Annotated in this window: 12 protein-coding genes; 7 read left to right on the forward strand and 5 right to left on the reverse strand. The window is 69.2% G+C overall.

Annotated features, from left to right (window positions below):
* The first annotated feature begins 248 nt into the window (after positions 1 to 248).
* The 4 genes from AC099J_RS04390 to AC099J_RS04405 all read left to right on the forward strand — a co-directional run bounded on the left by AC099J_RS04390 (position 249) and on the right by AC099J_RS04405 (position 9,940).
* A complete protein-coding gene (locus AC099J_RS04390) occupies positions 249 to 4,733 on the forward strand; it encodes a PAS domain-containing protein (protein WP_479613998.1) in 4,485 nt (1,494 codons plus the stop codon).
* A gap of 110 nt (positions 4,734 to 4,843) precedes the next feature.
* Positions 4,844 to 6,514, forward strand: coding sequence for a ShlB/FhaC/HecB family hemolysin secretion/activation protein (locus tag AC099J_RS04395; protein ID WP_479613999.1), 1,671 nt, complete (start codon positions 4,844 to 4,846; stop codon positions 6,512 to 6,514).
* A 70-nt stretch (positions 6,515 to 6,584) separates the two neighbouring features.
* Entirely contained in the window at positions 6,585 to 9,122 is a 2,538-nt protein-coding gene (locus tag AC099J_RS04400) for a two-partner secretion domain-containing protein (RefSeq protein ID WP_479614000.1), read from the forward strand.
* Between the two features lie 11 nt (positions 9,123 to 9,133).
* Positions 9,134 to 9,940, forward strand: coding sequence for a hypothetical protein (locus AC099J_RS04405; protein WP_479614001.1), 807 nt, complete (start codon positions 9,134 to 9,136; stop codon positions 9,938 to 9,940).
* Between the two features lie 8 nt (positions 9,941 to 9,948).
* Here the strand turns inward: AC099J_RS04405 and AC099J_RS04410 are convergent, their stop codons facing one another.
* From AC099J_RS04410 to AC099J_RS04425, 4 genes are all read right to left on the reverse strand, one after another.
* Positions 9,949 to 10,749, reverse strand: a complete 801-nt coding sequence (locus tag AC099J_RS04410; protein WP_479614002.1) for an HAD-IIB family hydrolase — start codon at positions 10,747 to 10,749, stop codon at positions 9,949 to 9,951.
* Between the two features lie 74 nt (positions 10,750 to 10,823).
* Positions 10,824 to 12,452 carry a peptide chain release factor 3 gene (locus AC099J_RS04415; RefSeq protein WP_479614003.1) on the reverse strand — a complete coding sequence of 543 codons (1,629 nt, stop codon included), beginning with the start codon at positions 12,450 to 12,452 and terminating at the stop codon, positions 10,824 to 10,826.
* Between the two features lie 279 nt (positions 12,453 to 12,731).
* On the reverse strand, positions 12,732 to 15,701 hold the full coding sequence (locus AC099J_RS04420) for a caspase family protein (protein WP_479614004.1): 2,970 nt from the start codon (positions 15,699 to 15,701) through the stop codon (positions 12,732 to 12,734).
* Positions 15,702 to 15,788: 87 nt separating this feature from the next.
* Positions 15,789 to 16,601, reverse strand: a complete 813-nt coding sequence (locus AC099J_RS04425) for an IclR family transcriptional regulator domain-containing protein (protein WP_479614005.1) — start codon at positions 16,599 to 16,601, stop codon at positions 15,789 to 15,791.
* A gap of 179 nt (positions 16,602 to 16,780) precedes the next feature.
* On the opposite strand from AC099J_RS04425, the gene AC099J_RS04430 reads away from it, so the two are divergent.
* The 3 genes from AC099J_RS04430 to AC099J_RS04440 are packed head-to-tail and all read left to right on the forward strand — an operon-like array spanning position 16,781 to position 19,072.
* Positions 16,781 to 16,918, forward strand: coding sequence for a hypothetical protein (locus tag AC099J_RS04430; protein WP_479614006.1), 138 nt, complete (start codon positions 16,781 to 16,783; stop codon positions 16,916 to 16,918).
* 26 nt (positions 16,919 to 16,944) lie between these two features.
* A complete protein-coding gene (locus tag AC099J_RS04435) occupies positions 16,945 to 17,778 on the forward strand; it encodes a shikimate dehydrogenase family protein (RefSeq protein WP_479614007.1) in 834 nt (277 codons plus the stop codon).
* Between the two features lie 58 nt (positions 17,779 to 17,836).
* Positions 17,837 to 19,072 carry a lyase family protein gene (locus tag AC099J_RS04440; RefSeq protein ID WP_479614008.1) on the forward strand — a complete coding sequence of 412 codons (1,236 nt, stop codon included), beginning with the start codon at positions 17,837 to 17,839 and terminating at the stop codon, positions 19,070 to 19,072.
* A 167-nt stretch (positions 19,073 to 19,239) separates the two neighbouring features.
* On the opposite strand, the gene AC099J_RS04445 is transcribed toward AC099J_RS04440, so the two are convergent.
* Entirely contained in the window at positions 19,240 to 21,384 is a 2,145-nt protein-coding gene (locus tag AC099J_RS04445; RefSeq protein WP_479614009.1) for a putative bifunctional diguanylate cyclase/phosphodiesterase, read from the reverse strand.
* Positions 21,385 to 21,517 lie beyond the last annotated feature (133 nt).

The raw sequence follows: 21,517 nt of genomic DNA on the forward strand, positions 1-21,517 counted from the left end.
GCGCCGCGCTGGTTCCACAGCGCTGGGGGCCCGACAGTCTGCTGTCTAGGTACGCGTACGTATGGGCTGTTCGTCGGTGGTTCTCTATGGTTGGCATCGGTGCCAGCACGATGGTTACCCGGTGTCCGGGTCGCAGGCCGCGCTCGCTGTCCACAGGCCTATCGCATGACGAATTCCCCACCAACCGCCCCGACCACGCCGCTGCGCCGTCGACGATGCGCCCCGAACGCTGCGCAACCGGCATTCCCGTGACCGAAGGCGTCGCTTACAGCTTCAGGCTCTACATCGCAGGTGAGGCCGCGAACTCGGCGCTGGCGTTGGCCAACCTCCAGGCGTTGTGCCGCCAGCAGCTGGCGGGGCGCTGCAGCGTCGACGTCGTCGATGTCTTCCGCGAGCCCGAACGTGCGCAGGCCGACGGCATTTTCATGACGCCGACATTGGTCAGGCTGGGGCCTGCGCCCTGGCGCACGGTGGTCGGAACGCTCAGCGACAGCGCGATGCTGATGCAGGCGCTGGATCTGCCGGAGCAAGGCAGCATGGCGCGGGCAGACGTGCCGCCTGAGCCCAGCGACCACGCGCCGGCCCGCCAGGCCCGCATCGCTGCGCTGACCGAGATCCTGCACAAGACCGAGCACGAGCTCGAGGAGCTGACCGCCGGGAAGGTCGACGCCGTGACCAGCCAGGCTGGCCGCGTCTTCCTGCTGCGCAACGCCGAGGAGCAGCTGCGCCAACAGGAGGCGGACAAGCAGATGGCGCTGCTCAATGCGCTGCCGGCGCACATTGCAGTGCTTGACGCCGCGGGCGTGATCGTGTCGGTGAACACGGCCTGGCGCCGCTTTGCCGACGAGAACGGCATGCGTGACGCCCACTACGGCGTGGGCAGTGTCTACCTGGACGCATGCGATGCGCCTCCGGGTCGCGGCGCGGCCGAAAGCTGGGCCGTCGCCGCAGGCTTGCGTGCCGTGTTGGCGGGCAAGCGCAGCAGCTTTTCGATCGAGTACTCCTGCGACTCGCCGACCGAGCAGCGGTGGTTCATGATGATCGCCACGCCATTGGTGACCGACCGTCTGGCCGGCGCCGCGGTGATGCACATCAACGTCAGCGCCCGCACGCGGGCAGAGCAGACGACGCAGCGCAGCACCGATCTGCTGCAGGCCTTCATCAACGGCACTTCGGACCTCGTCGACATCAAGGACGTGCGTGGCCGCTACCTGCTGTGCAACAAGGCGCTGGCCGATTTCACCGGGCGGCCGATCCAACAGGTTCTGGGCTGCGACGACCTGGCTTTGTTCAGTGCTGCCGAAGCCGCACCGCTGGTCGACCAAGACCTGGCGATGTTTGCCAAGACTGCGGTGCAGACGACCGAACGGTGGCTCACCGGCGTGAACGGGCGGCGCCTGTTCCACGTGACGCGGGCTCCGTACCGCGACGCCCACGGTGCGGTGATCGGGGTCATCGGCATTTCCCGCGACATCACCGAGGACAGGCTCGCCGAGCAAGCGCTGAGCCACAGCAAGGCGATGCTTGACATTGCAGGGCGCAGCGCCAAGGTGGGCGGCTGGACTTTCGACCTTGCGCAGCGGCGTCTCACCTGGTCCGACATGGTTGCCAGCCTGCACGATGAGCCGGCAGGCTACGCGCCGACGATGGAGATGGGCATGGCCGCCTTCGTCCCGGAGCACCGCGCGGCTGTCATCGAGGCCGTTGAACGCTGCGCGCAAACCGGTGTTCCCTACGACATCGAAGCCGAAAAAATCTCGGCTGCCGGGCGGCGCTTCTGGGTGCGCACCATCGGTGAGGCGGTGCGCGACGCCGACGGCCACATCGTGCGCATCCAGGGCGCGCTGCAGGACATCACCGAGCGCAAGCTGGCGGCGCTGCAGACGCAGAAGATGGCGCACAGATTGAGCAATACGCTGGAAAGCATCAGCGACGCATTCTTCGCGCTCGACAGCGATTGGCGCTTCACCTATTTCAATCGCGAGGCCGAGCGGTTGTTGGGGCGCAAGCGCGAAACAACGCTCGGACGGGTTCTGTGGGACTGCTTTCCCGAGGCGGTGGGCACGGTGTTCGAAGAGTTCTACCAGCGCGCGATGGGCGGAGATTCGAGCGCGAGCTTCGAGGCCTACTACCCGCCACTGAACGGGTGGTTCGGGGTCGACTGCCATCCTTCGGAAGACGGACTGGCGGTGTACTTCCGCGATGTCTCGGCCGCCCGGGCAGCGCGCCTGCAGCTCAAGCTGCTCGAGGCCAGCGTGGCGCAGTTGAACGACATCGTCATCATCACCGAGCCGGCGCCCGAGCTGCCGCACGGCCTGCGTATCGTGTTCGTCAACGACGCGTTTGTGCGCCTGACCGGCTATGCGCGCACGGAGGTGATCGGCCGGTCCCCCGGATTGCTCGACGGCCCGTTGACGGACGCTGCCGGACTTGCGCGCATGCGCTCTGCGGTCGAGCGCTGCGCGCCGCTGCAGATCGAGTTGCTGCAGTACACGAAGGATGGGCGCAAGTACCCGTGCGAGATCAACATCACGGCGGTCGCAGCGACCGGCGAGCGCCGCACGCACTTCGTCTCGATCATCCGCGACATCAGCGAACGCCGTCGCGGCGAAGAGGCTCTGCGCGAGCTGAACGCTGAGCTCGAAGACCGCGTACAGAGTCGCACCCTGGAGCTGGAACGCGCCCGTGAACTCGCGGAGCAGGCCAACCGCGCCAAGTCCTCGTTCCTCGCGACCATGAGCCACGAGATCCGCACGCCGATGAACGGTGTCATCGGCATGATCGAAGTGCTGGCCGATGGCCAGCTGCGGCCGGACCAGCGCGACATGGTGACGACCGTGCGCGAGTCGGCCTACACCTTGCTGTCCATCGTCGACGACGTGCTCGACTTCTCGAAGATCGAGGCCGGGCAGTTCGTGATCGACGATGCGCCGGTGAATGTGACGGAAGTGGTCGAGGGCGTCGGCGACGCCTTGCACCAGCTGTCTCAAAAGAAGGGCGTCGGGCTGCGCCTGTATGCCGATCCACGGCTGCCCTCGCGCATGCTGGGCGATGCCGGGCGGTTGCGCCAGGTGCTGATGAACCTGGTCGGCAATGCCATCAAGTTCAGCAGCGGCCAGGGCCGGCCTGGGGCGGTGACGGTGCGGGCCCAGCGCGTCACCGCGGACAGTGGCGAAGACATGCTGGCGCTGGTGGTGAGCGACAACGGCGTGGGCATGGACGCCGGGACGCTGGCGCGCCTGTTCTCGCCCTTCACGCAGGCCGACCCCAGCACCACGCGCCGCTTCGGCGGCACCGGGCTGGGGCTCAGCATCTCGCACCGTCTCGTGGCGATGATGGGCGGTGAGATCACGGTCAACAGCGCTCTGGACCAGGGCTCGACGTTCACCGTGCGGCTGCCGGTGCGCGACGCGGCTGGCGTGGCGCCCATCCGGCAGCCGCTGCATGGGCTGTCGTGCCTGCTGCTGGGCGTGGCTGATCGGTCGGCAGACCTGGCCGACTACCTCACCTATGCAGGCTGCAAGGCGCACGCCGTCCAGACGCTGGACGAGGGCTTGACGTGGCTCGGCAACGCCAGGGGCCGCTGCGTGGTCGTCGTCGCCGGTGCGCCAGAGGGCATCGAGCAGGTTCTCGCGGCCTGCCGTGCGGTGCTGCTGGACCGTCCCCGGGTGGCGCTGGCCTTCGTCGTCATCAAAGCCGGCCGGCGGCGCTGGCCGCGCCGGCAGCACCCGGACCGGGTGAACGTGGACGGCGACTGCCTGCACCGTGCTGCCTTCATCAGCGCCGTCGCACTCGCAGCCAGGCTCGGGCCGGATGAGGACGTCGTGGACGTCGTTGCAGCGGACAACCCGCCCGCAGCATCGCCGGTGGCTGAAGGCCCGGCGGCTCCGAGCCCGCTGATCCTGGTTGCCGAAGACAACGACGTCAACCAGCAGGTGCTCACGAAGCAGCTCGCCATGCTCGGCTACCGCGCCGAGATGGCGGGAGACGGCGTGCAGGCCCTGGCCTGTTGGCGCCGCGGTGGTCATGCATTGCTGTTGACGGACCTGCACATGCCCGCCATGGACGGCTACACGCTGGCCGCATCCGTGCGCGCCGAGGAGGGCCAGGGGGCACACCTGCCCATCATCGCGTTGACGGCCAACGCTTTGCGCGATGAGGAAGTGCGCTGCCGCCAGGCCGGCATGGACGGCTATCTGACCAAGCCGGTGCGCCTCGCACAGCTGAAGTCGGCGATCGACGCGTGGCTGCGGCCCGCGCCCACAGGGCCGGGCGTGGCCACGGCGGACGAAGCGGTGCCCACTGCTACGCCCCCGGTCGACCTTGGCGTGTTTGTGGATCTCCTCGGTGACGACCCGCAGGTCATGCAGGAAGTGCTGGCGGCCTTTCGCGTGAGCCTGGTGGACGCGGCACGGACGATGGAAGAGGCCCGGGCCGCAGGCAGCGTGCAGTCCATGTCCGATCTCGCGCACAAGCTGAAGTCGTCCGCACGCGCCGTCGGCGCGCTGCTCCTCGGGCAGATCTGCGCTGACATCGAACGGGCGGCCACCAGCATGCCGGACCCGACGGCGCTCGATCCCCTGCTGGCCGACTTCCAGGTCGAGGCGCGTGTGGTCCAGAGTTTTCTCGATGAACGAAACACCGGTGATGGCGCCGCACCGCACACGGCGCATTCCGTCCGCCATGCGCGCGTACATCCTGCGGCACGCCGGCCACTGACGCAGACGCCGTGAAGCACGTCCTGACCACCAGCGCACTGCACCAGCCGGGGCTTGACATTCCCGTGCACCGCCGCTGACCCCAACTGGCCCCTTTTTGCAACGCTTTTTCTTCGAAGGTTCCCGTGTTCAAACCCCCTTTCCTGCCACTTGCCATCCTGGTCTTGAGCCAGGCCGCGTTCGCCCAGCAGCTGCCCAGTGCGGGCAGCCAGCTCCAGCAGATTCCGCCCAGTCCTGTGCCACAGGATGCGGCCCCGACCATCCGCATCGAGCCCACCGCCTCCCCCGCCACGCCGTCTTCTGACGCCGTGAAGATCGTGGTCCATCGCCTGCAGGTGACCGGCGCGAGCGTCTACCCGCAAGCTGAACTGTTGGCGCTGACCGGCTTTCAGCCCGGCAGCGAAATGAGCCTGTCCGACCTGCGCGCCATGGCGCAGAAGATCACCGACCGCTACCGCAGCCAGGGGTATTTCGTCGCCCAGGCTTATCTGCCCGCCCAGGAGATCAAGGACGGAGCGGTCACGATCGCCGTGGTCGAGGGCCGCTACGGAAAGATCGAGGTGCGCAACCAGAGCACCCTGTCGGATGCACGCCTGCAGCGCGCGCTGAAAGGGCTCGACAGTGGCGATGCCATCCTGATCGCGCCGCTGGAGAGCCGGCTGTTGCTGCTGTCGGACATTCCCGGCGTGAAGGTCACATCGACGCTGCAGCCTGGTGCATCCACCGGTCTGTCCGATCTGATCGTCGACGTGGTTCCCGGGGATCGCGTCACCGGCAGCATCGACGCCGACAACGCCGGCAACCGCTACACCGGCGCGTACCGCCTGGGTGCCACGGTGCATCTGAACAATCCGCTCGGTCTCGGCGACGTGGCGTCGCTGCGCGTGCTGACCTCGGGCAAGGGCTTGAACTACGCGCGGGCGTCCTACCAGATGCCGCTGGGCAGGGCGACGGTGGGCGTGGCGTACAGCTGGCTGGGCTACGAGTTGGGCCGGGAGTTCGCGTTCGCGCAGGCCTCTGGCGAAGCCAGGGTGGCGAGCGTGTACGCCAGCTACCCGCTCATCCGTTCGCGCAGCACGGACCTGCAGGCGGGCCTGGCCTTTGATGCCAAGACGTTTGAGGACAAGAGGCCTTTGAACCTGGGTATGCCGGTGGAAGACAAGAAGGCCCAGGTGCTGACGGCCAGCTTGCGTGGTGAGCACCGGGACCAGCTGGGAAGGGGCGGCGTGACGGGCTTCTCGCTCGCCTGGTCGGCCGGCAACATCGATCTGCGCACGCCCGGCCTGCAGGTGGCGGACGTTCCCGTGCAAAGCAGTGGCCGCTTCCACAAGCTGAGCCTGCACGCCTCGCGGCTGCAACGCGTGACGGACACCGTCTCGCTATACGCCGGGGCCCATGGCCAGATCGCCTCGAAGAACCTCGATGTGTCCGAGAAGATGGGCCTGGGTGGCATGTACGGCGTACGCGCGTACCCCGAGGGCGAGGCCTATGGCGACCAGGGGTATGTGGCGACGCTCGAGGCGCGCGTGCAGTTGCCTGTGCCGGCCCAATTCCCGGGGCAGATGCAGCTGATCGGCTTTGTCGATACGGGCAGGGTGACCACCGACAGGAACCCGTGGGCAGTCAGCGGGCCGAACAAGAGAAGCCTGCACGGCGCCGGCGTGGGCCTGAACTGGTCGAACAACAGCGGCTTCACTGCGCGGGCGTACTACGCCCGCAAGCTCGGCCACGCAGACGCCACCTCGGCGCCCGATCGCTCAGGCCGGTTCTGGGTCCAGGCGATCCAGTATTTCTGACCATGTCCAGCGCCGGCCTTTGCCGATGCCCGCCTGAAGTCGCGACTTGAAGCCCTCACGAGAACTCCCCATGAACCTGATCCATCGCTCCATCTGGAACGAACGCACCGGCACCTTCGTCGCCGTTTCCGAAAGCACCCGCAGTGCGGGCAAGTCCACTTCTGCGGGCACGGCGGCGGGCGCCGCGGGTGGTCGCTTCGTGCTGCAGCGCCTGGCCGTTTCTCTGCTCATGGCATGGGGGGCGACGGCTGTTGCGCAGCCGACCGGTGCCGTGGTGTCTCCAGGCGGCAGCGCCACCGTGGGGGGCACCCCCGTCAACATGGTCATCACCCAGACCACGCCCAACGTGGCGATCAACTGGCAGAGCTTCAGCATCCCCACCGGCACATCGGTCGAGTTCGTGCAGCCCAGCAGCAGCTCGGTAGCGTTGAACCGGGTCGTCGGCGCGAGCCCGTCGACCATCGCGGGCAGCCTGTTGTCCAACGGCAAGGTGTTCCTGGTCAACCCCAACGGCATCCTGTTCGGCCCGAACGCGTCGGTCAATGTCGGCGGCCTGCTGGCCTCCTCGCTGGCCATATCGGACGCCGACTTCATGGCGAACAACTATCGGTTCTCGGGCGCGGGCGCGGGCACGGTGGTGAACCAGGGCACGATCACCGCGGCCGATGGGGGCTACGTCGCCCTGCTGGGCGCGACGGTCGACAACCAGGGTGTGTTGACCGCGCGGCTCGGCACGGTGGCACTGGCCGGCGGCAACGCGATGACGCTGGACATGGCGGGTGACAGGCTTCTCAATGTCGTGGTCGACCAGGGTGTGGTCAATGCGCTGGTGGCCAACGGCGGCGATATCGTTGCCGACGGCGGGCGGGTGCTGATGACCACGCAGGCCGCAGGCAGTGTGCTGTCCAACGCGGTCAACAACACCGGCGTGGTGCAGGCCCAGACGATTCAGAACGTTGCCGGCACCATCATGCTGACGGGTGGCATGCAGAGCGGCACCATGACCGTCACGGGCACCTTGGACGCCTCGGCGCCTGCGGGTGGAGATGGGGGCTCCATCGGCGTCTCAGCTGCCGATGTGACGCTCGCGCCCACCGCGACGCTGCTCGCCGCCGCGCCCAGCGGCGAGGCGGGCTCCCTGCGCATCGGCTCGCAAGACTTCACGGTCGGAGACTTGTCCACGGACGACCTCTCCGCGACGCGACTTTCGGGCTTGCTGGTCACCAGCAACGTGACCATCAGCACGGCCATCGCAGCCGATGGCACGGTGCTGTCGGTGGACAATTTTGCTGCCCAGGCTGTCGGCGGCGGCGGCGACATCGACATCAACCGGGCCGTTGCCTGGGTGGCGAGCTCGACGCCGACGACGCTGACCTTGCTGGCCGGCGGCGATGTGAACATCGATGCCGCCATCTCGGCCACGAACGGAAATCTGGCCGTCTGCTGTGGCGGCAACGTGAATGTGAACGCGGCCCTCACGACGGTCAATGGAAGCGTGCTGCTCGCTGCGCGCAATGACGTCAACCTGAGTGCTGCCCTGTCGACCACCAATGGCAACGTGATGATCTGCGCCGCCAACGATGTGAACATCGATGGCGCCCTCACACTGACCCACACCACCTCGATCATTGCCGGTCAAAGCCTGGGACTGCCGCTCGGCCTGACGCTCGCCGCGGGCTACGGTGCCGGTGCCCCGGGCGCTGGCGGCGGCACGGTGGTGTTCGATCCACTGCTGCCTGCGACCGTCACGAACGCGCCGACCACCATCATCTACAACCCGGTCGCGTACACGACGCCGCACGACTACGCCGGCAACATCATCGGCCTGGCTCCCGTCCAGCGCATGCTGGTGTTTGCCCAGGCCGAGGACAAGGTGGCCGACGGAACCACCACGGCCACCATCTCGCCGTTGTTGAAGGGAAGCCCGGCCGATGTGGCGCTGCTGGCGGGGCCGGGCAGCACCGCCAATTTCGAGAGCCCGGACGCGGGCGTCGACAAGGCCATCACCTTGACCGGCTATAGCCTGGGCGGCGCCAACGCCAACAGATACGCCCTCGCAGCGCCTTGCTGTGGCCCCGTGGTGTCAACGACAACTGCCACGATCAGCGCCGCACCGGCTCCGGCGCCTGGCCCGGCAGCGGCACCGGCACCGGCACCGGGACCTGGCCCGGCACCAGCACCTGGACCAGAGGCTGGACCTGCCCCTGCACCTGCACCTGCACCTGCACCGGAGCAGGCACCGGCACCAGCACCAGGTTCTACACCCGCACCGACGACCGCGCCGACGCCAGCCCCTTCCCCAGCGCCTGCGCCAGCAGGCCCAGTGACCTTCACCCCAGCGGTGGCGCCGGTCTTGGAAGCCGCGTCACTGCAGTCTTTTGTGGCGCAATCCTCACCGCCGCAGACCGATGCACGCCCCTACGTCCTCACGGTTCTGCCGGAGGCGCCAGTGCCTGCTTCGAGCCTGGTGGTGATCGCGCCTGCGCAGCTGCAGGAAACACCGGCTGCAGCGCCGGCTCTGGCCCCGCCTGTGCGCCGCGTCGATGCGCCGACCCCGCCCGCACCCTATCGGGCGCCGGTGCGCAAGCCCAAGCCTCAGCGCAACTGAAGCGTCCGCAGGTGGGCAAGCTTCTGGGAAGGTCGGCCGTCTGCGCGCGTGCCATTGGCTGGGGCCTGCTGGCCATCGGCTTGATGGGCGCGCCGGTGCGCGCGTCACCGCCGGCTGCGATCCCGCTCCTTGCCGGTGCGGGGGCGCCTGTGCGCGCCGCGCCGGCCGCTCCGATGCCGAAGGCCGCCTCTGCGCAGACCGCGGTCGCAGTCGCACCCCAAGGCTCGGCGCGCGCCGACTTCGCCCATGCCCAGGCCTCCCATCAGGCCCGGCACGTGGCCCACTGGGTGGTGCATTCGGGTGACAACGTCCACAAGCCCTTCGTGATCGTGGACAAGCGCGAGGCCAGGGTGTTTGTGTTCGATGCCAACGGGACATTGCTGGGGGCATCGTCCGCGTTGCTGGGGCTTGCCATCGGCGATCACTCGGCCCCTGGGATCGGGGACAAGAAGCTGTCGGACATTCGCCCTGAGGAGCGCACCACCCCGGCCGGCCGGTTTGTCGCGCATCTGGACAAAGGCCTCGATGGCCACGCCATGCTCTGGGTGGACTACGACACGGCGATCTCGATGCACCCCGTGGTGGCAGGCCATCCCAGGGAGCGCCGTGCGCACCGGCTGGCCTCGTCGTCAGCCGCAGAGCGGCGCATTTCCTACGGTTGCATCAACACACCTGCCGAGTTCTTCAAGCAGGTGGTGCGCCCTGCATTCGCGGGCACCGACGGCATCGTGTATGTGCTGCCTGAGATCCAGTCGGTCCGCGATGTCTTCGGCTCGTACGACGTCGGGGACGACGCCCATCCGCGCGCCGACGAGTGATCTCGCCGCTACCGGTCCCCAGCGCGCTGCGCCAGTACCAGCCGTGCGAATTCGCTGAAGCCCGCGCCGCGTGCGCCCTGCGCCACATAGCGCGGCAGGCAGGACAGCTGCGGCACGAAGCGCGCGATGTTGGCCACGCCCACGCTGAGCGCGAAGGCTTCGAACATCCGCACGTCGTTGGTTGAGTCGCCGACGTAGGCCCAGTGGCCGATCTCGGCGTCCAGGTCGCGCTGCCAGAGTTCGCGCACGATCCAGCGCGCGCCGTGCAGCTTGTCGTGGTCGCCGAACCAGGCGTTCACGTGGATCGAGCTCACCGTGGCGCGCAGGCCCGCGTCGCGCATGGCCTGCACCACCTGGGCGATCTGCGCGTCGTCCAACTGCACGAACTCGCTGTGGTCGATGGCGATGTCGGTCTCGCGGCCCCAGGAGTCGGTGGCCCGCCGCGCGCCCGGGATGCTGTGCTCGATGCCGCCCAGCACCGCTTGCATGCGCGTGAAGTGGGTGGCGCGGGTGGCTGCGTCCTGCTGGTAGCGCTTCTCCACGCTGCCATCGGCCCGGCGCAACAGGGCCACGGCGCCGTTCTCGGCCACGATGGCATCGATGGGCCACTGCGCCGCGAAGGGCAGGCTCCAGCCGACCGAGCGGCCGGTGACCGCGACCACGGCCAGGCCGGCGGCTTTCAGATTGGCCAGCGCCTGCAGCGCGTCCGGCGTGATGGCGCCTTCGGTGGTCAGCGTGTCGTCGATGTCGGTCAGGATGCCGATGAGCCCACGGCTGGCAGCGCTGGGCCACTGGTGGAGCGCCTGCATGGGTGCATCGCTGGCCGCGCGCGCCGGCCGCATGCGGCTCGCGGTGTCCGAAGCGTCGGACGGCCCGGCGCCCATCACCCCGCGCTCTGCAGCGCCAGCCCCGCGTGCTCGCGCAGCGGGTGGAAGTGGATCTTCGGAAAGCGCTCCTGCGCCAGCCGCACGTCGTATGGCGAGGTGCACAGATAGGCCAGCGCGTTGGCCGCATCCAGCGCCATGCGGGCCGGGTACGCATCGACGAACTGCCGCAGCTCGGCGGGCGTGTCGGCCGTGATCCAGCGCGCGCCGGTGTACTGGCAGCTCTCCAGCCGGATGTCGGCGTCGTACTCGGCCTTCAGCCGGTGCTGCACCACTTCGAACTGCAGCTGCCCGATGGCGCCCAGCAGCATGGCGCCGCCGGCCTCGGGTTTGAAGACCTGGATCGCGCCTTCCTCGCCGAGCTGCGCCAGGCCCTGCTGCAGCTGCTTGGTGCGCAGCGGGTTGCGCAGCAGCACCGTCATGAACATCTCGGGTGCGAAGAACGGCAGCCCGGTGAACTGCAGGCTGGCGCCGTCGGTGATGGTGTCGCCCAGCTGCACGCCGCCGTGGGTGGTGAAGCCGATGATGTCGCCGGCATAGGCCTCGTGCACGGCCTCGCGGCGCTGGCTCATGAAGGTGACGACCGAGGTGGGCCGCAGCTCCTTGGCGGTGCGCTGCACGCGCAGCTTCATGCCCGGCGTGTACTTGCCCGAGGCCATGCGCACGAAGGCGATGCGGTCGCGGTGGTTGGCGTCCATGTTGGCCTGCACCTTGAACACCACGCCGGCGAAGTCCTTGTCCTCCGGCTTGATCTCCTTGACCACCGGCTGGCGGTTGACCAGCGTGTTGCTGATGCGCGGCTGCGGCGCGGGCGCCAGGTCGACCAGCGCGTCCAGCACTTCCATGACGCCGAAGTTGTTGACGCCCGAGCCGAAGAACACCGGCGTCTGCTTGCCGGCCAGGAAGGCGGCGTGGTCCCAGGTGGGCGATGCGCCGGTGGCCAGCTCCATGCTCTCCATGGCGGTGTCGAACTCGTGGCCGAAGCGGGCGTGCAGGGCCGCCCGGTCGGCGAGCGGCATGGCGTCGAAATCCTGCGGCCGGCGCTCGCTGCCCGATTCGAACACCGTCATCGCCTGGGTGCGCAGGTTGACGATGCCGGCGAAGCTCTTGCCCTGGCCCACGGGCCAGGTCATGGGCACGCAGGGCATGCCGAGTTCGCGCTCGATCTCGTCCAGGATGTCCAGCGGCTCGCGCACTTCGCGGTCCATCTTGTTGACGAAGGTGATGATGGGCGTGTCACGCTGGCGGCAGACCTCGATCAGCCGGCGCGTCTGCGCTTCCACGCCGTTGGCCGCGTCGATCACCATCAGCGCCGAGTCCACGGCGGTCAGCACGCGGTAGGTGTCTTCGGAGAAGTCCTTGTGGCCAGGCGTGTCGAGCAGGTTGATGACGTGGTCGCGGTAGGCCATCTGCATGACCGAGCTGGCCACCGAGATGCCACGCTGCTTTTCGATTTCCATCCAGTCGCTGGTGGCGTGGCGGCTGGCTTTGCGCGCCTTGACGGAGCCTGCGATCTGGATCGCGCCGGAGAACAGCAGCAGCTTTTCGGTCAGCGTGGTCTTGCCCGCGTCGGGGTGGGAAATGATGGCGAAGGTGCGGCGGCGCCGGGTTTCGGAGGCGAAGGACAAAACGCAGTTCCAGGTGAGGGTGCGGGGGCGGGCAGGGCACGCCCGGGCGCGAAACCCGGCATTTTCGGGCAAATGGCGAGCCCGCAGGTGCGCATGGCCTTGCCCGGGGCGCCGTGCGACGCCCTTCAGACCGCAGCCAGCAGCCTGCAGCGCGCGGCCAGCAGCCACAAGCCAGCAGCCAGCAGCCAGCAGCCAGCAGCCAGCAGCCGTCAGCCGTCAGCCGTCAGCCGTCAGCCTTCAGCCTTCAGCCTTCAGCCTTCAGCCTTCAGCCTTCAGCCTTCAGCCAGCCGGCGGTGTGGGCGCCGTCAGCGTGGTGATGGCCTGCGACAGCAGGTGCACGACCTGTAGCACGCGCGTGTCGGCTGCCACGCTGGCGGCCGGCGGGCTCTTGCGCGGCGCGCCATCGTCGGCAGTGACCGGGGTGGTGGGGGCCGCGAGCGGCTGCAGCAGCGCCCGTGCGCCGGCTCCTTCTGCGCAATCGAGCTTGGGGTCTTGCGCGGGGCGCGCGCCAAAGGCCTTGACCACGTGCTGCTGGAAGTCTTGGTTGCTCAGCCCCGCGATGCCGGCCTCCAGCACGCGCAGCGCGCGCAGCGTGAATTCGCCGCTGCCGTTGCTCTCCAGTGCCACCTGGTGGTCCTGGCAGGCGGAGAAGCGCACGTCGCGCATGTTGTGCAGGCCACCGGTGCCGGTGGCGCCGCTGCGGCTGGCCGGCTGCTGCGCGCGGAACTGGCGGTGTGCGGCCTGCAGCTCGGCCGTGGGCCGCACGAAGCGGGCCTTGCTGTCGGGCGGGCGTGGCGCGTTGCCGATGGCCACGCGGCTAATGGTGCCGGAGTGGCAGCAGTCCATAAACAGCGTGAGGTTCACGCCCTCGGGCACGCGGCCTAGCACCTGGGCGATGTCGTCGTCGATGTACAGCGCGCCGGTGCGGAAATCGACCGGGCACATGGCCTCGTCGCGGTCGTCGTCTTCGTCGCCGTTGAGGTCGTCCACAAAGGTGCCGTGGCCGGCGTACTGAAACACGATGACGTCTCCGGCGCGGCTTCCATCGACCAGCGCGCGCAGGCTCTGGTCGATGGCGCTGCGCGTGGCCTCGCCGTTCAGCAGCAGCCGGGTCTCAAAGCCCATGCGCGCCAGCGCCTCGCTCCAGCGCCGGGCGTCGTTCACGCAGCCCCCCAGGCGGTCGCCGGGATCGGGGTAGGCGTCGATGCCGACACAGACCGCCGTGCGGCGCCCGGGGCCGGTGCTCTGCGTGGCGGCGGTCGTGGAGGGCCCCGGGGGGCTGGGGGGCAGCGTGGCCGACAGGGCCATGGCCTCGCGTGCGGCCGGCGGCCAGTCGACCTCGTCGGCCCAGGGCAGGTCGGCCGTGGAGATGCTGCGCTGCACCGGGTAGGACTCGACGGGCGCGCTGCCCCGCACCTGGCGCAGCACGCTGTTCATGGTCGGCGCGTCGTCGTCGAAATCACCGTGCGCCGTGGCCTGGCTGCCGGCCGATGTCGACCACACGACCGCGCCGGGCGCAGGGCCGGCGGCGCCCAGGCCGAACAGCGTCTTCAGTGCCGGGTCGCCGCGCAGGCTTTCCTCCAGGCCGAGGATGGGGGTCTTCTCCACCTCCTCCAGCGCGTGGTGGATGAGGTAGAGCAGCGACTTGCGGTAGATGTGGGCGCAGTTGTCCCGGCGCTCGAAGTCTCTCTGCATGGTGTAGAGCGTCATCGAGTCGACCGCGCCGCCCGGGCGGCCCAGCTCGCCGGCCAGCAGGTCCGTGAATGTGTCCACACGCACGGCGGGCGCCAGGAACTGGGCCGAGAGGAAGGCTGGCGTGCCCAGCCGGCGCGCCAGCGGCAGGAAGTGCGCGTGGAACACGGCCCCTGCGCTGTGGCCGACGGCGTACAGCTCGACCTGGCCGGGGTGGGCTGCGCAGAAGGCCTGCAGCTTCGTGGCCGCGTAGTGCGCGCCACCGCCGACCGGGTTGCTGGCGGTGGGCGCATCGGCCGCGCGCTGGGCGTTGGCCTTCATGCCGCCCCAGATGCTGACGCCGCCGCCGGCCCGCGCTACGGCCTCGACGGCCGGGTCGAGGATGCCCGGAAAGTCCAGCGCCCGGCCGCGTTGGGCCCGCCCCAGCAGCTCGGCCAGGATCTGGAAGATGCCGGTCTCCCAGACGAAGTAGATCGGGTAGACGCCGTTGCGGCGCCACCAGCCGACGTGCCGCTGCGCGAGCTGCAGGCCACGGCTTTCGGAGACCAGGCCGCCGTGTGCATAGAACACCAGCTTCAGCGGTTGGCCACCTGCTGCCTGCAACGCCTGCGGCAGGTGCTGCTCGAAGATGGCGTCGACGTCCTCCACGGTGGACTTGGCCTCGCCGGTGGTCGACAGGCGGCCGGCGGTCAGGTTGATGAGGTAGGGGCGCAGGGCGGCGAGGTCGGCCGCGCTCAGCCCCGACGCACGGGCACGGGGGTCGGGCGTGCCACCGTTCTGGCCAGGCGCACCGGCGTGCGCGTGCAATGGATCGTGCGCGTGATCGTGCCCCTGCGTGGGCTCGGGTGCGTGCTCATGCTCGTGCACGTGGTCGTGCCAGTCGTGCGACTCGTCGGCATCGGTCTCCTCGCCCGCAAGTGGTTCGCGCGCCAGCGCGCGCAGGGCCTGGTCGATCTCGGCGTCGGCCGTCTCGGTGGCCTGCCCTGGGCCGGCGCTGCGCGATGCGCCGGCCTGCGGCGCCGCCTGTGGCGCCATGTCCCGCAGTGCTTGCAATTCGGCCAGCACCGTGTCGTAGTCGATGCCGCTGCCTGGGCAGGTCTTGGACGACATGGTGTTGTGAAAGCGCAGGCTTTGCAGCCCCAGCTGGAAGCGCCGCTGCACGGCGGCGATCACGCCCAGCGTGGTGTCTTTCTGCGCGCCGTCGAACGGGTCGCGGCCAGTGTCGAAATCGCCCACCATCTCGAACATGAACGGCCCGGCAGCGCTGTTGCCGTTGTGGGTGCCGCCAGCGCTGGCCGGCGCGAAGTTCCAGTTGCGGCCCAGCCAGATGAAGCCCTCGGGGTCGATGGTGATGTGCTGCGCGATGTCGCGCCACTTGTTCGTCTGCGTGTGGTGGCGCCACATGCCCAGGATGGTGGCGTGCCCGCGAAAGTCGGCGCGTCGCGGGCGCCAGGTGTGGTGCATGTGCACGGCATCGATCTGCCGTGTGAAGGGAAACTGCTCCAGGAGCTGCTGGAACTGTGCGAGGCTGACGCGCTGGAAGGTGGGCGTTGGCATGGGCGGGCTCCGTGGTGGATGCGGCACATCATGCGACGGCATGGCGGGGTGCGCATCCTTACAAGACTGGATAGCGCCGGGCGGGCCTCAGATCAAATTGCGCATCGCCTGCGCCGTCTCGCGAAGCACCGGCAGCACGCGCGCGGCTGCGTCTTCGCTGCTCTCGTGCCCCATCGGCATGGTGATGCTCAAGGCGCCGGCCACCGCGCCGTGGCGGTCGCGCAGGGGCACGGCGATGCCGCGCGAGTTCAGGTCGAGCTGCTGCTCCGACAGCGCCCAGTCGTGCGCGCGGATGCGGGCGAACTCCAGCTTCATGCGCTCCTTGCTGACGATGGTGTGTGGCGTGAAGGGCGTCAGCGCATGGGACTGCAGCCAGGCCGTGGCCTGTGCCTCGCCCCGCAGCGCCAGCATCAGCGTGCCGGCCGCTGCCAGCTGAGCCGGCGCGCGGGCGCCCAGCACGTAGCCGGTGTTCATGCTGCGGTTGGGGCCGTTGCGGGCGATGAAGACCACGTCGTCGCCGTCCAGCACCGACAGGTAGGCCGTCTCGTGCGTGCCGGCCGCCACGCGCTGCAGGAAGGGCTGCACCACGCGCGGCAGCCGGGCCGATTCCAGGTACGAATGGCCCAGCCGCAACACGCGCGGCGTCAGCCAGAACAGCTTGCCATCGCCGGCCACATAGCCCATGTGCTGCAGCGTCAGCAGATAGCGCCGCGCCGCCGTGCGCGTCATGCCGGTGCGCTGGCCGACTTCGCTGGCCGTCATGCGCGGATGCGCGTCGTCGAAGGATTCGATGATGCCCATGCCGCGCTCCAACCCGGCGATCCAGTCGCGCCGGTCCAGGCCGGGTGGTGGGGAGGTGTCGCGGCCTTCGTCGGGCAGAGGCGGCAAGGAGCTGGTCATGGTGGCAAGTGTGCGGTGCGGGCAGCGCGTTGTGGCGCACGCTTGATGCAGGTGAAAACCCTCGGTGTGATCGATCATCGATCACAAAGCATCGATTGCCGAACGATTGCATGGTGTTGGCGGATCCTTGGTGGTGGGTGTTGCGTAAAGTCCGTCGTGAACAAGCCAGAAATGTGCGATTGTCGAACCAAGTCGCCCGCGAGGCGTTGATGGACATCGCGCGGTCCGGTCTGGGCCCACCGGCCGAACTTGCGGGCGCGCCCGTCACTTACCATCGCCTGCGCGATGAGGCGCTCGCCTCGGCGCGCTCCAACTGAACCCCATCGTGCACAGGAGCTTTTCGATGATTTCCGGCAAGACCACGCTGATCGCCCACCTCGGCTACCCGACCGAGGCCTTCAAGGCGCCGATGATCTACAACCCCTGGTTCGACCAGCAGGGCATCGATGCGGTCGTCATCCCGATGGGGGTCAAGCCCGAGGACTATGCGGTCTCGCTGCCGCAGATCATGCGATTCACGAACCTTCGCGGCGCCCTGGTGACCATGCCGCACAAGGTCACTACGCTCGCCTTGGTGGACGAGGTCACGCCCACGGCGCGCATCGCCGGCGCGTGCAATGCCATCCTCAAGCGGCCCGACGGCAGCTTGCTGGGCGACATGTTCGACGGCGCCGGCTTCGTGCGCGGCGTGGAGCGCAAGGGTCGCGCGTTCCAGGGCGCCCGCGTGCTGGTGTCAGGCGCGGGCGGCGTGGGCTGCGCCATCGCGGCGTCCATCGCCGCTGCCGGTGCGGCCGAGCTGGCGCTGTTCGACGCCTTCCCGGCGTCGGCCGAGGCGCTGGCAGACCGCCTGCGTGCGCACTATCCGCAGCTCTTGGTGCAGACCGGCTCCAAAGACCCGGCGGGCTTCGACATCATCGTCAATGCCACCCCATTGGGCATGAAGGACAGCGACCCGCTGCCCTTCGACATCGACCGCATCGCGCCCACAACCTTCGTCGGCGAAGTGGTCATGAAGGCCGAGTACACGCCGCTGTTGCGCGCCGCTATGGACAAGGGCTGCGCCGTGCAGGTGGGCACCGACATGCTGTTCGAGCAGATCCCGGCGTACCTGGAGTTCTTCGGCTTCGGCACGACGACGGCCGATGCGCTGCGCGCTGTGGCGCAGCTGAAGTACTGACCGCCGCCGTGGGCGGTCTCACCGTGCGCCTTGCGTGCGTGCAACGCAGGGTGGCGCGATGAGCATCTTCGACGGCTACCTCACCACGCCGCAGGCGCTGGCCACGTTCGGCGGCCACAGCTTCGTGGCCGCCATGCTGCGCTTCGAGTCGGCGCTGGCGCAGGCCCAGGCGGCCGAGGGCCTGATTCCGGCGGCGGCGGCCGCGTCCATTGCCCGCACCTGCCAGGTCGAGCTGTTCGACGTCGACAAGATCGTGCGCGACAGCGGCCACGCCGGCAGCGTGGCCTTGCCGATGGTCAAGGCGCTGAAGGAGGCGGTCGGCCTGTTCAACCCGGACGCCGTCGCCTGGACCCATTTCGGCACCACCAGCCAGGACGTGATCGACACCGCGCTGGTGCTGGTCACGCAGCAGGCGCTGGCGCTGGTCGACGACGATCTGCAGCTGGCCATCACCGCGCTGCTGCAGCACGCCGAGCGCCATGCCGCCACGCCGATGCTGGCGCGCACCTTGATGCAGCCGGCCTCGGTGATCAGCTTCGGCTTCAAGTGCGTGGGCTGGGCGGCCCCGCTGGTGCGCGCCCGCGATCGGCTGCGCCAGGCGGCCGGCCGCGCGCTGCAGTTGCAGCTGGGCGGTGTGGTCGGCACGCTGGCACAGATGCGCAGCGAGGACGACACGGCGGCCGTGGCGCTGGGGCGGGCCGCTGCCGTTCGCGCGCGCATGGCTGCCGGCCTGGGGCTGCGCGATGGCGGCGCGGACTGGCACACCCAACGCGACGAGTGGGTGGCGCTGGGCTGCGAGCTGGGCCTGCTGGCCGGCAGCCTGGGCAAGATCGGCACCGACATCGCGCTGTTGAACCAGCACGAGGTGGCCGAGGTCATGGAGCCGGACGAGCGCGGCCGCGGCGTCACCTCGGTCATGCCGCACAAGCGCAACCCGGTGGCCTCGATGTTGGCGCTGGCGGCGGCGCAGCGCGTGCCGCAGCATGTGGCGGCACTGCTGGCCACCATGGCGCAGCAGCACGAGCGGGGGCTGGGCCCCTGGCAGGCCGAGCTGGCCGAATGGCCGCAGCTGGTGATGGCCGTGCACGGCAGCCTGCGGGCGCTGGCCAAGGCGCTGCCGGGCCTGCGCGTGGACGCACATCGGATGCAGCACAACATCGACAGCGTGCGCGCCACGCTGGCACCGCAGGCGGCCCGCGCGTGGTTCGCACCGACGCTGGTCGAGGCCGCCGCCGTGCTGACGCGCGAGCGCGTGGCGGCGCTGCGCGCGCTGCACGCAACTGCGGGCGCATAGCGAACGCCGCTGATCCGTCGCGCAACCGACACGCGCGGTTGGGGCAAACACCAGGCCCTGCCAGGGCACCTGCGGAACTGGCTCTGCCACGCCGCTGGGTGCGCCCCCCTCGCGCAGCAGAGGGGGGTTGGCGCAGCGCGTAGCGCGCAGACTGGTGGGTGCCTTCGCTATGCTGCGTTGTGCTGCACGACCCAGGCCTGGAGGCGCTCGGGCGGCATTGCCGGCGAGAACAGGAAGCCCTGGGCGTAGTCGCAGCCGGCGTCGGCCAGCAGCGCACGCTGGGTTTCGGTCTCCACGCCCTCGGCAATGACGGCGATGCCGAGCTGGTGGGCCATGACGATCATCGCCTTGCACAGCGCCAGGTGGTTGGACTGCGGGGCCAGGCCCTGCACGAACGAGCGGTCGATCTTCAGGTAGTCGATGTCGTAGCGCTGCAGGTAGGCCAGCGAGCAGTACCCGGTGCCGAAATCGTCCAGTGACACCGCCAGGCCGGATGAGCGCAGGTCCACCAGGTGCTGGGCGACCAGGGCGCCCGGGTCCAGCAGCAGGCCCTCGGTGATCTCGACCGCGATGGCGCCGGGCGGCAGCTGCAGTGCGGCCACGCGGTCCAGCCAGGCCCGCTGCGTGGACTGCGGCCGGTGGAACTGCACCGGCGACTTGTTCACGGCGATCTGAAAATCCGCTGCCAGCGTGGTGCGCCATGCCAGCGCCTGCCGCGCGGCCTGCAGAAAGACCCATTCCCCGATCTCGATGATCAGCCCGTTGGCTTCGGCGATCGGCACGAACTCGGCTGGCGAAATATCGCCGTGTACAGGATGCCGCCAGCGCAGCAGGGCCTCGGCCTTGTGCACGCGCCCCGTGGCCAGCGCCACGATGGGCTGGTAGTGCACCGCCAACTGCTGCTCGGCCAGCGCCAGGCGCAGGTCGTGCGCCAGGCGCGCGCGTTGCTGCGCGCCTTCCTGCAGCGCGGGCGTGAAGTAGGCGAAGCCGTTGCGCCCGGCGCCCTTGGCCAGGTAGAGCGCCTGGTCGGCCTGGCGCAGCAGGTCGTCCTCGCTGTGCGCCTCGCCCGGGTAGAAGGTCAGGCCGATGCTGGCCGTGACGAAGGCGCGCTCGTGGCCGAGCACGTACTCGCGCGCCAGTTCGGCCAGGATGGACTGCACGATGCGCTCGACCTCGCGTGTTTCGTGCAGCGCCGGCAGCAGCACGGTGAACTCGTCGCCGCCCATGCGGGCCACGGTATCGGTGGCGCGCACGCAGAGTGTCAGGCGGTGGGCGGCTTCCATCAGCAGACGGTCGCCGCCTGCGTGGCCCAGCGTGTCGTTGACCTCCTTGAAGTGGTCCAGGTCGATGAACAGCACGGCCAGCAGCTCGCCGCCGTGTTCGCGCAGCCGGTCGCACTGCCGCATGTGCTGCGCCAGGCGGTCGCGCAGCATGCGACGGTTGGGCAGGCCGGTGAGCGCGTCGAAGTGCGCCTGGTGCCAGATCAGCGCATCGGTTTCCTTGCGCTGCGTGATGTCGGTGTGCGTGCCCACCATGCGCAGCGGTGTGCCGTCGGCGCTGCGGCTGATCACCATGCCGCGCGTGAGGATCCACTTCCAGCTGCCGTCCGCACACTGCACGCGGTGCTCGTTGCTGTAGGCGGGCACCAGGCCGTCCAGATGGGCCTGGCGGTCGTGCAGCATCCGTGCCACGTCTTCGGGGTGGGTGCGCTCGTCCAGCTTGACCATCTGGCCGTCCACCGTGTCGCCGCTGTAGCCATACATCTCCAGGCAGCGCTGCGACAGCACGGCGGTGTTCTGCCCGATGTTCCAGTCCCACACGCCGTCACCGGTACTCTCCAGGGCCAGCTTCCAGATCTCGTCGCGCCGGCGCAGCTCGGCCTGGGCCTGCACGCGGTCGGTGATGTCCTCGACCGTGCCCTCGTAGAACTGCAGGCGGCCCTGCGCGTCGCGCACCACGTGCGCGTTCTCGTTGGACCAGATGCGTTCGCGTGTCTTGTGTCGCCAGGCCTCGGCGATGAAGGAGCGCACGTAACCGTCACGCTCCAGCGTCTCGCAATAGCGTTGCCGGTCGTGGGGCGTGACATAGCACTCGGTGCCGATGTCCTGCACGGCGGCGAGAAACTCTGCCTCGGTCGTGTAACCGTTCAGCCGCACCAGGGCCGGGTTGGCGCGCAGCATCCGGCCGTCAGGCGTCGAGCGGTAGGCGCCGATCGGCAGGAAGTCGAACAGGGTGGAGAAATCGCGCGAGGCGTGCGTGTGGTCCGGGGCGTCGTCATGCCCTGGGGGGCTGTCGCGAAGTGGCGCATCCATGGTGACGGCATTGTCGCGATCTACCGGCGCGGCGCACGTTGGCTTGCGCAAGTGCGTGTACGCATGCGCCAACCCCATGCCCAGATCGCGTGTAGGGCTGGCGGTTGCGGCCGACGTCCTTATAATCCGCCCT

The sequence above is a fragment of the Rhodoferax sp. RT4P68 genome (genome assembly GCF_056521305.1).